The sequence below is a fragment of the Streptomyces sp. NPDC048664 genome, assembly GCF_040650555.1.
Classification (GTDB): Bacteria; Actinomycetota; Actinomycetes; order Streptomycetales; family Streptomycetaceae; genus Streptomyces.
In genome coordinates, this window is record NZ_JBEZHK010000034.1 from 63,712 (window position 1) to 76,890 (window position 13,179).

The window sequence follows — 13,179 nt, forward strand, 5'->3', positions numbered from 1 at the left end:
GCTATGCGTATTGGTGTCCTCACGTCCGGCGGCGACTGCCCCGGCCTGAACGCCGTCATCCGGTCCGTCGTGCACCGCGCCGTGGTGGACCACGGCGACGAGGTCATCGGCTTCCGGGACGGCTGGAAGGGCCTCCTGGAGGGCGACCACCTCAAGCTCGACCTCGACGCGGTGAGCGGCATCCTCGCTCGCGGCGGCACCATCCTCGGCTCCTCCCGGGTCCGGCCCGAGCATCTGCGGGACGGCGTGGAGCGGGCGCGCGGCCATGTGGAGGAGCTCGGCCTCGACGCGGTCATCCCGATCGGCGGCGAGGGCACGCTCAAGGCCGCCCGGCTGCTGTCGGACGGCGGTCTGCCGATCGTCGGCGTGCCCAAGACCATCGACAACGACATCGCCGTGACGGACGTGACCTTCGGCTTCGACACGGCCGTGGGCGTGGCCACCGAGGCGCTCGACCGGCTGAAGACCACCGCCGAGTCCCATCAGCGGGTGCTGATCGTGGAGGTCATGGGCCGCCACACCGGCTGGATCGCGCTGCACTCCGGGATGGCGGCCGGCGCGCACGCCATCGTCGTGCCGGAACGCCCCTTCGACATGGACGAGTTGACGGCCCGGGTCGGCGCGCGGTTCGAGGCGGGCAAGCGGTTCGCGATCGTCGTGGCCGCGGAAGGCGCCAAACCGAGGCCGGGGTCCATGGACTTCGACGAGGGCGGCAAGGACGTCTACGGCCACGAGCGTTTCGCCGGGATCGCCCGGCAGCTCTCCCTGGAGCTCGAACAGCGGCTGGGCAAGGAGGCACGTCCGGTGATCCTCGGGCATGTCCAGCGCGGCGGCACGCCGACGGCCTACGACAGGGTGCTCGCCACCCGCTTCGGCTGGCACGCCGTGGAGGCGGTTCACCGTGGGGAGTTCGGCCGGATGACCGCGCTGCGCGGCACCGACATCGTGATGGTGTCGCTGGCCGAGGCGGTCGAGAGCCTGAAGACCGTGCCCGAGGAGCGCTACGCGGAAGCGGAGTGCGTGCTGTAGCGCCGCGGAGGTCCGCAGTCCGCCCCCGGTCGCGATCGCGGCCGGGGGCGGTTCTAGTCTGGTGCGGACAGACGGCACACAACCCCCACGAAACAGGAGCCGGCGGATGGATCACAGCGGGCACGGCATGACGATGGATCTGCCGCCGTTCACGCTGGCACGGGGCCTGGAGTGGTCCGCGGACCCGTTCTTCCTCGTCGCCTGTCTGGCCGGGCTCGCACTGTACGGATGGGGGGTCGTCCGGCTCGTCCGCCGCGGCGACAGGTGGCCGGTGGGCCGCACCGTCGCGTTCGTCGTCGGCGTGCTGACCGTGATGCTCGTCATGTGCACCGGGCTGAACGACTACGGCATGGTCATGTTCAGCGTGCACATGGTGCAGCACATGGTGATCAGCATGCTGTCCCCCATCCTGATCCTGCTCGGCGCACCGATCACGCTGGCGCTGCGCGCGCTGCCGACCGCCGGCCGCGGTCGCACGGGGCCGCGTGAACTGCTGCTGAAGCTGCTGCACAGCCGGTACATGCGGATCGTCACCCACCCGGCCTTCACGATCCCGTTGTTCATCGCGAGCCTGTACGGGCTCTACTTCAGCCCCCTCTTCGACACCCTGATGGGGTCCAGGGCCGGACACATCGCGATGATGGTGCACTTCCTCGCCGTCGGCGTGGTGTTCTTCTGGCCGATCATGGGCATCGACCCGGGCCCGCACCGCCCGGGACACCTGATGCGGATGCTGGAGCTGTTCGCGGGCATGCCGTTCCACGCGTTCTTCGGGATCGCGCTGATGATGGGCTCCACGCCGATGATCGCCACCTACACGCACCCGCCGGCCTCGCTCGGCATCGACGCGCTGGCCGACCAGACCGCGGCGGGCGGCATCGCCTGGGCGTTCAGCGAGATCCCGTCCGTGCTGGTGCTGCTGGCCCTGCTCTTCCAGTGGTACGGCTCGGAGCAGCGGCAGGCCAGGCGCACGGACCGGGCCGCCGACCGCGACGGCGACAAGGAGCTGGAGGCCTACAACGCCTATCTGGCCTCACTCAACGCACAGGGCCGCTGAGTTCCGCGACGGCGCCGAATTCCCTTTCATTACAAGCCATGACGAGTGGCATGAAATGACCCCTTGTTAGGTAGCCTGATGCGTGACGCCCTGCCCGAACTCGGCAGGCGCGGGGGGACCACCGGGGGGAACGGTGATGACGTCTCACGCATTCCTGCGGCGCGCCGGAAAACCGGCACTTCTCAGGATCGGATTCCTGCTGGCCGCGGCGCTCGCCCTCGGCGGATGCGGCAGGAACGCACCCTCACTGGCGGTGCGGGCCGTCGCCGCGGGAGTCCCGTCGCTCGCACCCTTCTTCGACGAGCGCGGCGGCCTCGGCCAGGACACCACCGTGCGGATAAGAGAAGTCCCGGGCGGCCTCCAGGCCGGCAGCACCCCCGGGCTCTACGGCGGCTCCCGCGAGCCGACCGTCTGCGACGTCGAACGGCTGAAGGAATTCCTCTCCGACCCGCGCGACGGCACCAAGGCCAGGGCCTGGGCGCGGGTCGAGGGAATCACCCGCGCCCGGATCCCCGCCTTTCTGGACCGGCTCACTCCCGTCGTTCTGCGTCACGACACCCTCGTACAGAATCACGAATACAAGAACGGCAGGGCAATTCCGTTCGACTCCGTGCTCCAGGCCGGAATCGCGGTATTGGTGGACCAGCGGGGGCAGCCCGCGGTGAAGTGTTCGTGCGGTAATCCGCTGCGCCCCTTCCGGGGCGACAGCGGCCGGATATCCGTCATGTTCCGCGAGGGCAACAGGAAATGGCCCGGGTACGACCGCGCCTCGGTGGTGCGGGTCGGACCCGCGCCCGCACGGCTGACCCGGCTCGCGCTGGTCGATGTCGAGGATCCCGACCGGGGCATCGACCGGCCCGTGGGCACGAAGGGCGGCAAGGACAGGACCTTCGACGCGGGGGCGCGGCGCCGGGTGCCGGACGTGACGGGGACGGGGTTCGCCCAGGCCGTGCGGCGGCTGGAGGCGGCGGGGCTCGCCGCCGCGTACCCGGGCATGGACCAGGGGGCACCGGCGGGCGACGCTCTGGTGACCGGCACGGATCCCGCACCGGGTACCGCGCTCGGGTTCGGACGGTATGTCACCTTGTCGGTGGCCACCTCGGCGACGCACGGGCCGGTCGCCACCGGCCCGGGGCGCGGCGGCGGCTCCCCGGCGCCCCCGGCCGACCCTCCCTCGTCATCGGGTCCGCCCCTGCCGTCGAGCCCTCCCCGGTCGTCGGGGTCGCCGCCGCCGTCATCGTCGGGCGCTCCCCAGCCACCGGGATCTCCCCAGCCGCCGGGCTCTCCCCCGCCGCCGAGCGGAGCCGCTCCCGGCACCTCCGCACCCCCCTCCCGCGACGAGCCGTCCTCCGGCGGCCCGTCGTCCCGCGCGCACGCCTCCTCCCTCGACGGCGACCGCCCCTCCGCGCCCGGCGGCACCCCCGCCACGAGCACACCGGGCACCACCCCGGCGCCCACCGCCGACCGCCTCCCTTCGGGCCCGCCCCCGGCGGACGTCCCGACGGCGGCGACCACCTGGTACGACGGGGAGTGACCCGATGGCGTCAGGATCACCGCAGCAGGGCGTGGGCCGGGTCATCGCCGACCGCTATCTGCTGCTGCGCCGGCTGGGCAGCGGTGCCATGGGGCATGTCTGGCTCGCCCATGACGAGCGGCTCGCCTGCGAGGTCGCGCTCAAGGAGATCGCGTTCCGCGACCAGGCCGAGGCGGCACGGGAGCGGGCCACGCGGGTCGCGCGGGCCCGCGCCGAGGCCCGGCACGCGGCCGGGCTGCGCGGCCATCCGCACGTGGTGACCGTGCACGACGTCCTGGAGCACGAGGGCCTGCCCTGGATCGTGATGGAGTACGTGGCGGGCGCCTTGGACCTGCGCGCCCGCGTGCTGCGGCGGGGGGCCCCGGATCCCGCCGAGTGCGCGCGGATCGGGCTCGCGGTGCTGGACGCGCTCACCGAGGGACACGAGCGGGGCGTGATGCACCGGGACGTGAAGCCGGCGAACATCCTGCTGGCGCCCGACCGCGGTGAGGCGCCGTACGCCCGCGTCCTGCTCACCGACTACGGCATCTCGGTACGGCCGGGCGCCGACGACACCCGGCACACCCTGACCTCCGCCCTGGTCGGCACGCCCGGCTATCTGGCCCCGGAGCGCGCCATGGGCGGGCCGCCGACCGCCGCCGCCGATCTGTTCTCGCTGGGCTGCACGCTGTACTTCGCCGTGGAGGGCCACGGGCCCTTCGAGCGGGACACCCAGCTCGCCGAGGTCACCGCCGCGGTGCTGGACGAGCCGCGTCCCCCGCTGCGCGCGGGGGCGCTCGGGCCGCTGATCGCGGCCATGCTGGTCAAGGATCCCGCCGGCCGGATCACGGCGGAGGACGCCGCGGCGGCCCTGGCTTCGATCGCCGCGCCGCGGCCCCGGCGGACGGCGCCCTGGCCGTTCTCGGGGCCGCGACCGCGGCGGCTGCCCCCGGTGGCCGGATCCCCGCCGCGCCGTGGGACGGCCCGGGGCGCCGGTCCCGGGGCGAGCAGGGCGCTCTTTGCCGGGTCCGCTCCCGGCCCGGGTCCCTCCACTCCCGCGACGGCACGGCCGCGTCCGGCCTGGGCCCGGCCGGAGCCACCGCTCGCCCCTCGCGCCTGGCACGCGAGGCGGTGGCCGCGCGCCCTCGGCGCCTGCGCTCTGGGGCTGGTCCTGGCCCTGGGAGGTGTCTGGTACGCCGAGGCCCAGCGGGCTCCCGGCGCCACCGCGCCGCCGTACGGGGACGCCGTCCTGCCCGCCCGGCCCCTTCGCGCGGGAGAGTGCGTCGTCGCCGACTGGCCGGACAGGCCCTTCGAGGGCGGAGCGGGACCCCGGCTGACCGTGACACCGGGCTGCACCGGGACCCCACCGGACGGCCAGGTGATGGCCCTTGTCACGAGCACGTCCGCGGCTCAGGCGCGCGAGCGGGGAGCCGCCGCGTGCGAGCGGCGCACCCGGGAGGTCCGGAAGAGGCTCGCGGACGTCCGCAGCTACGCCGTGGTGCCGACCGACGCGGGCTTCGCGGCGGCCGGTCGGCGTACCGCCTGTCTGCTGCTCGGCGCGCACGGCCCGGTGTACGGGCCGCTCGACGCCTTCCGGCGGGCGGGCATGGCGTTCACCGACACCGCCGACATGCAGAAGGGGGACTGTCTGGCGGTGCCGTCGCAGCGGATCGCCCACCTGGTCCCCTGCTCCGGCGCGCACGACCAGCGGGTGCTCGGTTTCACCCGGTTGGCGGCCCGTACGACACTCGCCGAGGCCCGAGGCCTCTCGGACGCGGCCTGCGCCCGCGACGTGCCGCCGAGGGAGCACGGCTGGGACCCGGCTCGCTACGAGGCGGCCTCCTGGACCGGGCGGGGGGCGTGGTCCTTCGGAACCCATCTGGTCGTATGCACCGTGCGGGCGCGGAACGGGGGCACCATGGGGAGGGACGAACCATGAGGAGGGTGTCGCGATGCCCGGTTCCACGAAGACCATGGGGGTGCTCACCATAGGCGGCCTGGTGGCGGTGTCGGCCTACACGGCGGCGCTCGGCGGCAGCGGCCTCCTGTGGTTCGGCTGGGTGGTCCTCGGTCTGATCACGCTCGGCATGGTGTTCCTGACCGGCGACTGAGACCGGCGTCCGGCTGTGGATACAGTGCCCGCATGAGCAGCAGGCCGGCGGCGTTCGACGAACTCGACCGCAAGATCATCACCGCTCTGATGGCGAACGCCAGGACGAGCTTCGCCGAGATCGGCTCGGCGATCGGCCTGTCTGCGACAGCGGTCAAGCGCCGGGTGGACCGGCTGCGGGAGACGGGCGTGATCACCGGGTTCACGGCCACCGTGGAGCCCTCCGCGCTCGGCTGGAGCACCGAGGCCTATGTGGAGGTGTACTGCGAGGGCGCGGCACCGCCGAGGCGGCTCGCGGAGGTCGTGCGCAACCATCCGGAGATCACGGCCGCGATGACGGTGACCGGCGGCGCGGACGCGCTGCTGCATGTGCGGGCCCGGGATGTCGAGCACTTCGAGGAGGTGCTGGAGCGCATCCGTACGGAGCCGTTCATCCGCAAGACGATCAGCGTGATGGTGCTGTCCCATCTCCTCCCGGAGAGTCCGGAGGCGGGTGCGACCCACCCCGCCCCGGATGGCGCAGCAGACATGCGTTGAGGAGACCGAAGACGCAGTATTGCTGCGTGAACGCGCAACCTTCGTTTCTTGTCGCGCGTCCACGTCACTTCCTACCTTGGTGTCAACCCGGTCGACACCCTCAGGAAGCGGAGGTACCCCTCTGTGGCCGACAGCCGTGTGCCGCGCCTTCGGCGCTTTCTGGTCTGCGAACCCCGGCACTTCGCCGTCCAGTACGCGATCAACCCGTGGATGCATCCCGACACCGTCGTGGACGTGGACCTGGCACGGGAGCAGTGGCAGGGCCTGATCGGCGCCTACCGCGCCCACGGCCACACCGTGGACACCGTGGAACCGGTGGCCGGTCTGCCGGACATGGTGTTCGCCGCGAACTCCGCCGTCGTCGTCGGCGGCCGGGTGTTCGGCTCCTTCTTCCACGCGCCCGAGCGACGCCCGGAGTCCCTGCACTACGAGACGTGGTTCAAGAACGCCGGCTACATGGTCCACCGCCCCGAGTCGGTCTGCGAGGGCGAGGGCGACCTGGTCTGGACGGGGCGCTACGTCCTGGCCGGCACCGGCTTCCGCACGACCCGTGAGGCGCACCGAGAGGTGCAGGAGTTCTTCGGGCACCCGGTGATCAGCCTGACGCTGGTGGACCCGTACTTCTACCACCTGGACACGGCCCTGTTCGTCCTGGACGACGACAACATCGTGTACTACCCGGAGGCGTTCTCGCCCGGCAGCCGCGAGGTGCTCGCGCGCCTGTTCCCGGACGCCGTGCTCGCCACCCGCGACGACGCGGTGCACTTCGGCCTCAACTCCGTCTCCGACGGACGCCATGTGTTCATAGCGCCCAAGGCCGAGGCGCTGGCGACCCGGCTCGCCGACCACGGCTACGACCCCGTCCCCGTCGACCTCTCCGAGTTTCACAAGGCAGGGGGAGGCATCAAGTGCTGCACCCAGGAGATCCGTTCATGACCGCACCGGCCCGTACGCGTTCCTCCGCCGAGCTGATCGGCGCCGAGGAACCGGTCCTCGCGCACAACTACCACCCGCTCCCGGTGGTGGTCGCGGGCGCCGAGGGCGCCTGGGTGACGGACGTCGAGGGGCGCCGCTACCTCGACATGCTCGCCGGGTACTCGGCGCTCAACTTCGGGCACCGCAACCCGGTGCTCACCGAGGCGGCGCACCGCCAGCTCGACCGGCTCACGCTCACCTCCCGCGCCTTCCACAACGACCAGCTGGCCGGCTTCGCCGAGTCGCTGGCCGCCCTGCTCGGCATGGACATGGTGCTGCCGATGAACACCGGCGCGGAGGCCGTGGAGAGCGCCGTGAAGGTGGCCCGCAAGTGGGCCTACGAGGTCAAGGGCGTCCCCGCGGACCGGGCGACCATCGTGGTGGCGGCGGGCAACTTCCACGGCCGTACGACCACCATCGTCAGCTTCTCCACGGACGAGACGGCGCGCACGGGCTTCGGGCCGTTCACGCCGGGCTTCCGGATCGTCCCGTACAACGACCTGGCCGCACTGGAGGCGGCCGTCGACGAGACGACGGCCGCGGTCCTGATCGAGCCCATCCAGGGCGAGGCCGGCGTGGTCATCCCGGACGACGGCTACCTGGCGGGCGTCCGCGAGCTGACCCGGCGGGCCGGGTGCCTGTTCATCGCCGACGAGATCCAGTCGGGCCTCGGCCGCACGGGCCGCACGCTGGCCGTGGAGCACGAGGGCGTCGACCCGGACGTCGTCCTGCTCGGCAAGGCGCTCGGCGGCGGCATCGTGCCGGTGTCGGCGGTGGTCGCGCGCCGGGACGTCCTCGGTGTGCTGCGCCCGGGCGAGCACGGCTCGACGTTCGGCGGCAACCCGCTGGCCGCCGCCGTCGGCTCGGCGGTCGTCGGCCTGCTGGAGACGGGCGAGTACCAGCGCAGGGCGAGCGCGGCGGGCGCGGTGCTGCGGGACGGGCTCACGGCCCTGGTCGGCAAGGGCGTCGTGGGCTTCCGCGCGCGCGGCCTGTGGGCGGGCGTCGACGTCGACCCGGCGATCGGCACCGGCCGCGAGATCAGCGAGCGCCTGATGCGGGAGGGCATCCTGGTCAAGGACACCCACGGATCCACGATCCGGCTGGCCCCGCCGCTGACGATCACGGACGAGGAGCTGCGGTCGGCGCTGGGCACCCTGGAGAAGGTGCTGGGCTCCTGAGCCGGGCGGCACCCGGGGGACGGACCTGCGCCGTCGTCCCGGGTGCCGCGACCGTCGAGGCGGCACCGGCCCGCGCGCGGGTTCCCGCGGGCCCGCCGACGTGCGGGTCGCGCCCCCTCGTGCCACGCTGGGCGGGGGCGCGGTCCGCCCTTGTCTCGCGGCATCGTCGAGGCACCTCATCGGCATCGAGGAGGGAGCCGGCATGAGCGACCGGGAACGCGACCGGTACATGGATGCGTCGGGCCACCTCAGGGACATGACGGAGGAGACGCTCGGCGCCCAGGAACAGGAGCGCCAGGCGCGCGAGCGGCGTCGGGAACGGCAGCGTGAGCGGCAGTTCGGCCAAGGCGCGGGCGAGAGGCCGGGGCGCCGCGAGCGGGGCGACGACGCTCACCGCTGACCGGTCGGTCACCGCTCCGGCACACCCTGTCACCACCGGTTTCGTGCGATCCGGCACCACGCGCCGCACGGGACACCGTGCGGCACACGCCTTTCCCGCCGGGCCGCCGACGAAGTCCGCTTCCGGCCGACTCGGCTCGCACACTGTTCCGGCCACCCGTGCCTGACCCTAGACTGGCCCCTCATCACAGGCCCTTGAGCTGCCAGAACGCGGCGGTCGAGCCGATCCGCCGGAATGAGGAGCGAGCCCTTGTTCTACCAATTTCTCAAGTACGTCGTCATCGGACCGCTGCTGAGACTCGTGTTCCGGCCGCGCATCGAGGGCCTTGAGAACGTGCCCGCCGACGGCGCGGCCATCGTCGCGGGCAACCACCTGTCCTTCTCGGACCACTTCCTGATGCCCGCGATCCTCAAGCGCCGGATCACCTTCCTCGCGAAGGCGGAGTACTTCACCGGTCCGGGCGTCAAGGGACGGCTCACCGCCGCGTTCTTCCGCGCCATCGGGCAGATCCCGGTGGACCGCTCCGGCAAGGACGCGGGACAGGCCGCGATCCGCGAGGGCGTCGGGGTGCTGGGCAAGGGCGAGTTGCTGGGCATCTACCCCGAGGGCACCCGCTCCCACGACGGCCGCCTCTACAAGGGCAAGGTGGGTGTCGCGGTGATGGCCCTCAGGGCCGGGGTCCCGGTCATCCCCTGCGCGATGATCGGCACGTTCGAGGCCCAGCCGCCCGGCCAACGGCTGCCCAGCATCCACCCGGTGACGATCCGGTTCGGCAAGCCGCTGGAGTTCTCCCGGTACGACGGCATGGAGGACGAGAAGGCCGTCCTGCGCGCCGTCACCGACGAGATCATGTACGCCATCCTGACCCTGTCGGAGCAGGAGTACGTCGACACGTACGCGGCACTCGCCAAGGCGGAGGACGCGGAGCGGCAGGGCGAGAGGCACCGGCTGCGCCCCCGGCTGCCGCTGAGCTGAGCGCGCCGGCGCCGTTCGGTGGACGACGGGAGGGGCGGCCGGGATCGGCCGCCCCTCCCGCGCTGTCACGCGCTGTCCGCTGTTACGGGGTCGGCGTGGCGTGCGGCGTGCAGGTCACGTCGGTGCCGTCCGTCTTGCCGGTCAACAGGTAGGTGTCCACACGGGAGTTGATGCACGGGTTGACCAGTCCGGTCACGCCGTGGGAACCCGCGCCGTTCTCGATGATCAGACGGGAGCCCTTGAACCGCTTGTGCAGTTCGACGGCGCCTTCGAACGGCGTCGCGGCGTCACGCGTGGACTGGACGATCATGACGGGCGGCAGGCCCTTGCCGGTCTTCACGTTCACCGGGGACTGCTGCTTGACCGGCCAGGTGGCGCACGGCAGGTTCATCCATGCGTTGGCCCAGGTCATGAACGGGTAGTCCTTGTTGAGCCGGGTGTTGTCCCGGTCCCACTTGCGCCAGCTCGTGGGCCACTTGGCGTCGGTGCACTCGACGGCGGTGTAGACGGCGTTGCTGTTCTCCGAGGAGATGTTGCCCGCCGTGTTCGCCATGTCGGGTGCCGCGGCGTCCACGAGCGCCTGGGTGTTCCCGGCGACGTACTTGCTGAAGACGCTGGCCGTCGGCGCCCACGAGGAGTCGTAGTACGGGGCGCTCTGGAAGAAGGAGATCAGCTCGGCGGGGCCGACGACGCCACCGATCGGGCTCTTCTTCGCGTCGGCGCGCAGCTTCAGGTACTTCGCCTGGACGGCGTCGCGGGTGGTGCCCAGGTGGTAGGCGGCGTCGTTCTTCGCGACCCAGTCCTCCCAGTCCTTCCAGCGGCCCTCGAAGGCGATGTCCTGGCCGAGGTTGGCCTCGTACCAGATGTTGTCGCGCGACGGGTTGACCACGCTGTCCACGATCATGCGGCGGACGTGGTTCGGGAAGAGCGTGCCGTAGACGGCGCCGAGGTAGGTGCCGTAGGAGACGCCCAGGTAGTTGAGCTTCTTCTCGCCGAGCGCGGCGCGGATGACGTCCAGGTCGCGCGCCGTGTTGGGCGTGGTCATCTGCTGGAGCATGGTCTTGCCGGTGCGCTCCAGGCAGCCCTCGGCGTACTGGCGCGCCAGCTTGCGCTGCGCCTGCTTGTCCGCCTCGCTGTCCGGCACCGGGTCGGCCTTGGGCGCCTTCACGAACGCCTGCGGGTCGATGCAGGAGATGGCCGCCGAGTGGCCGACGCCGCGCGGGTCGAAGCCGACGAAGTCGTACGCCTTGGAGACGTTGGCCCACAGGGGGTTCTTCGTGGTGACCCGGAGCGGGAAGCGCATTCCGGAGCCGCCCGGTCCGCCCGGGTTGTAGACGAGGGCGCCCTGGCGCTCCTCCTTGGTGCCGGTGTTGCCGACACGGTCGACGGCGAGCTTGATCTGCTTGCCGAACGGGTGGGCGTAGTCGACCGGCACGGTGACCCATCCGCACTGGACGGGCTTCTGGAAGCCCCAGTCGGCCGGGCAGTCCTGCCAGTCGATGCCGGCGTGGGCCGCGCGGGCGGCGGCGACGGCCGCGCCGACGGCCTCCCGGTCCTGGCCGTGGTGGCGCGCCTCGGCGTTGGCCGCCGGCGCCGTCACGGCCCCGGCTATCAGCGTCGCGGTGACCAGTGCGCCCGCGGAACCGAGGGCGGTCAGCCCTCTGGTCGGACGGATTCCCCTCAAGTGGGACCTCCCCGTACATCGTTGCGAATGGTACGGGGATCCTGTCGGCTGTCAGGTACCTGAGAACAGGGGGGTCTTGACTTTCTTTACCAATCCGATAACCGTGCATCACTCTCCGTTGAGCGCGACACCCGATTACCCCAGGTCGTGCAACGCTACGTCGAGTACGCGGCGTAGTTGCCGCGCGTCGGGTGCCAGCGCGGTCACGAGCACGGCGGGGCCGGGCAGCGGGACGAGCGAGGCACACTCCCCCAGCATCCGGGCCTGGAGGGGCGACTGCTCGAACTCCGGTCGGGCCAGCAGGAGTTGCCCGAGGGCTCGATGCCCGCCCAGCACGGCGGGGCCGTCCCAGCCGCCGGGGGCTCCCAGGCCGCAGCGGAGCTCCTGGTCGAGCAGCGCACGTCCGTCCAGGCGCAGGGTGAGACGGCTGCGGAGCAGGCCGGGCCGCTCGCCGAAGCGTACGAGCACCTGCTCCTCCCGGAGGGCCAGACGGGCACCCGCCGCCAGGTCGACCCGTGTGCGCACCCGCAGTTCACTGCCCTGCGCGGAGATCAACTGCTCGGGGAGCCAGCGCAGTTCCGAGTCACCGGCCACGCGCAGGTCGAACTCCTGGCGGGCCTCGCCCTCGGCCTGTCCGGGCAGCGCGATGGTGGCGGCGGCCGAACACACCTCGAGCCGGGCCCCGTCGGACGCCTCCGCCGCCACGGAGAGGTGGTCCCCGCCCAGCGGACCGCTCATCGCGCCCACCAGGACGACCCGGGCCTCACCCGCGACGGACCGGGTGCGGCGCGGCGCGAGCGGCCCCTCGCCGGCCAGCACCGGCAGAGCCGTACCGCCGCGGCCGTCGCCTCGGGCCACGATCCGCGCGGCGGCCCGTACCCCGGTCCTCATGCCGTCCAGGCGGACAGCCGCGCCCGCACCCAGTCCGCGACGGCCGCGACTCCCGGCTCGCCGCGCAACGACTGCAGGACCACGGGGAGTTCACCGCGCTGCGCCTTGGCGTCGGCGGCCATCCGGGCCAGGTCCGAGCCGACGTGGGGCGCGAGGTCCGTCTTGTTGATCACCAGCAGGTCGGCGGTGGTGACGCCGGGCCCGCCCTTGCGGGGGATGTCGTCCCCACCCGCGACGTCGATGACGAAGAGCTGCGCGTCGACCAGCCCTTTGGAGAAGGTCGCCGTCAGGTTGTCGCCCCCGGACTCGACCAGGACGAGGTCGAGCGGCCCGAGTGCGTCCTCCAGGTCCTCCACCGCTTCGAGATTGGCGGAGATGTCGTCCCGGATCGCGGTGTGCGGGCAGGCCCCGGTCTCGACCGCGCTGATCCGCTCCGGCGGCAACACGGCCTGCTTCAGCAGGAATTCGGCGTCCTCCCGGGTGTAGATGTCATTGGTGACCACGGCCAGGGACAGTTCGTCGCGCAGGGCACGGCACAGCGCGGCGACGGTCGCGGTCTTGCCCGAGCCGACCGGGCCCCCGAGCCCGATCCGCAGAGCCCGCCGGGAACCGTCGGGCCGGTGCGCGTCGGCGCCGACGGCGGCGGGGCCGTCGTGGGTGTGGGTGTGGTCGAGGTGCATGGGGGGCTCCAGGGGAGGCGGGACGGACGGGGGTGCGGCGCCGGGTGGGGCGGCTAAGGGCTGTCCCGTGATCCCCGGCGGATCAGCGCGCGGCGTCGGATGCGGTGCATCGCAAGGCGGAGGGTCGTCCGCATACTGGATGTATGCGGG

At 72.4% G+C, this 13,179-nt stretch carries 13 protein-coding genes; 10 read left to right on the plus strand and 3 right to left on the minus strand.

Annotation, left to right across the window (positions count from 1 at the left end):
- Positions 1-3: 3 nt before the first annotated feature.
- The 10 genes from AB0C59_RS29340 (at position 4) to AB0C59_RS29385 (ending at position 9,774) form a co-directional block, all read left to right on the plus strand.
- Positions 4-1,029 carry a 6-phosphofructokinase gene (locus AB0C59_RS29340; RefSeq protein WP_363009873.1) on the plus strand — a complete coding sequence of 342 codons (1,026 nt, stop codon included), beginning with the start codon at positions 4-6 and terminating at the stop codon, positions 1,027-1,029.
- A gap of 106 nt (positions 1,030-1,135) precedes the next feature.
- On the plus strand, positions 1,136-2,086 hold the full coding sequence (locus tag AB0C59_RS29345; protein ID WP_363009875.1) for a cytochrome c oxidase assembly protein: 951 nt from the start codon (positions 1,136-1,138) through the stop codon (positions 2,084-2,086).
- Positions 2,087-2,222: 136 nt separating this feature from the next.
- The gene (locus AB0C59_RS29350; protein ID WP_363009877.1) at positions 2,223-3,620 is read left to right on the plus strand and encodes a PASTA domain-containing protein; all 1,398 of its coding nucleotides are present in this window, start codon (positions 2,223-2,225) and stop codon (positions 3,618-3,620) included.
- Between the two features lie 4 nt (positions 3,621-3,624).
- Positions 3,625-5,538 carry a protein kinase gene (locus AB0C59_RS29355; RefSeq protein WP_363009879.1) on the plus strand — a complete coding sequence of 638 codons (1,914 nt, stop codon included), beginning with the start codon at positions 3,625-3,627 and terminating at the stop codon, positions 5,536-5,538.
- 13 nt (positions 5,539-5,551) lie between these two features.
- Positions 5,552-5,710: a hypothetical protein gene (locus tag AB0C59_RS29360; protein ID WP_363009881.1), complete on the plus strand. Its 159-nt coding sequence runs from the start codon at positions 5,552-5,554 to the stop codon at positions 5,708-5,710.
- A 32-nt stretch (positions 5,711-5,742) separates the two neighbouring features.
- Positions 5,743-6,246 carry an Lrp/AsnC family transcriptional regulator gene (locus AB0C59_RS29365; RefSeq protein WP_363009883.1) on the plus strand — a complete coding sequence of 168 codons (504 nt, stop codon included), beginning with the start codon at positions 5,743-5,745 and terminating at the stop codon, positions 6,244-6,246.
- A 123-nt stretch (positions 6,247-6,369) separates the two neighbouring features.
- Positions 6,370-7,182 (plus strand): dimethylargininase, encoded by an 813-nt coding sequence (gene ddaH / locus AB0C59_RS29370; protein ID WP_363009885.1) that lies wholly within the window; start codon positions 6,370-6,372, stop codon positions 7,180-7,182.
- A complete protein-coding gene (gene rocD / locus AB0C59_RS29375) occupies positions 7,179-8,399 on the plus strand; it encodes an ornithine--oxo-acid transaminase (RefSeq protein ID WP_363009887.1) in 1,221 nt (406 codons plus the stop codon). Before ddaH ends, rocD begins: the two co-directional genes overlap by 4 nt.
- Before the next feature lie 202 nt (positions 8,400-8,601).
- Complete coding sequence (locus AB0C59_RS29380) at positions 8,602-8,799, plus strand: hypothetical protein (protein ID WP_363009889.1); 198 nt, start codon at positions 8,602-8,604, stop codon at positions 8,797-8,799.
- 249 nt (positions 8,800-9,048) lie between these two features.
- On the plus strand, positions 9,049-9,774 hold the full coding sequence (locus AB0C59_RS29385) for a lysophospholipid acyltransferase family protein (RefSeq protein ID WP_363009891.1): 726 nt from the start codon (positions 9,049-9,051) through the stop codon (positions 9,772-9,774).
- Between the two features lie 82 nt (positions 9,775-9,856).
- Here the strand turns inward: AB0C59_RS29385 and AB0C59_RS29390 are convergent, their stop codons facing one another.
- The 3 genes from AB0C59_RS29390 to ureG all read right to left on the minus strand — a co-directional run bounded on the left by AB0C59_RS29390 (position 9,857) and on the right by ureG (position 13,029).
- Positions 9,857-11,458 (minus strand): alpha/beta hydrolase, encoded by a 1,602-nt coding sequence (locus AB0C59_RS29390; protein ID WP_363009893.1) that lies wholly within the window; start codon positions 11,456-11,458, stop codon positions 9,857-9,859.
- Between the two features lie 135 nt (positions 11,459-11,593).
- Complete coding sequence (locus AB0C59_RS29395) at positions 11,594-12,349, minus strand: urease accessory protein UreD (RefSeq protein ID WP_363009895.1); 756 nt, start codon at positions 12,347-12,349, stop codon at positions 11,594-11,596.
- Complete coding sequence (gene ureG / locus AB0C59_RS29400; protein WP_363009899.1) at positions 12,346-13,029, minus strand: urease accessory protein UreG; 684 nt, start codon at positions 13,027-13,029, stop codon at positions 12,346-12,348. The genes AB0C59_RS29395 and ureG overlap by 4 nt, the downstream gene beginning before the upstream one ends.
- Positions 13,030-13,179: the final 150 nt, after the last annotated feature.

Coding starts and splice junctions, on each gene's coding strand:
- AB0C59_RS29340 (WP_363009873.1), top strand. CDS start 4: ATGCGTATTGGTGTCCTCACGTCCGGCGGCGACTGCCCCGGCCTGAAC.
- AB0C59_RS29345 (WP_363009875.1), top strand. CDS start 1,136: ATGGATCACAGCGGGCACGGCATGACGATGGATCTGCCGCCGTTCACG.
- AB0C59_RS29350 (WP_363009877.1), top strand. CDS start 2,223: ATGACGTCTCACGCATTCCTGCGGCGCGCCGGAAAACCGGCACTTCTC.
- AB0C59_RS29355 (WP_363009879.1), top strand. CDS start 3,625: ATGGCGTCAGGATCACCGCAGCAGGGCGTGGGCCGGGTCATCGCCGAC.
- AB0C59_RS29360 (WP_363009881.1), top strand. CDS start 5,552: ATGCCCGGTTCCACGAAGACCATGGGGGTGCTCACCATAGGCGGCCTG.
- AB0C59_RS29365 (WP_363009883.1), top strand. CDS start 5,743: ATGAGCAGCAGGCCGGCGGCGTTCGACGAACTCGACCGCAAGATCATC.
- rocD (WP_363009887.1), top strand. CDS start 7,179: ATGACCGCACCGGCCCGTACGCGTTCCTCCGCCGAGCTGATCGGCGCC.
- AB0C59_RS29380 (WP_363009889.1), top strand. CDS start 8,602: ATGAGCGACCGGGAACGCGACCGGTACATGGATGCGTCGGGCCACCTC.
- AB0C59_RS29395 (WP_363009895.1), bottom strand. CDS start 12,349: ATGAGGACCGGGGTACGGGCCGCCGCGCGGATCGTGGCCCGAGGCGAC.
- ureG (WP_363009899.1), bottom strand. CDS start 13,029: ATGCACCTCGACCACACCCACACCCACGACGGCCCCGCCGCCGTCGGC.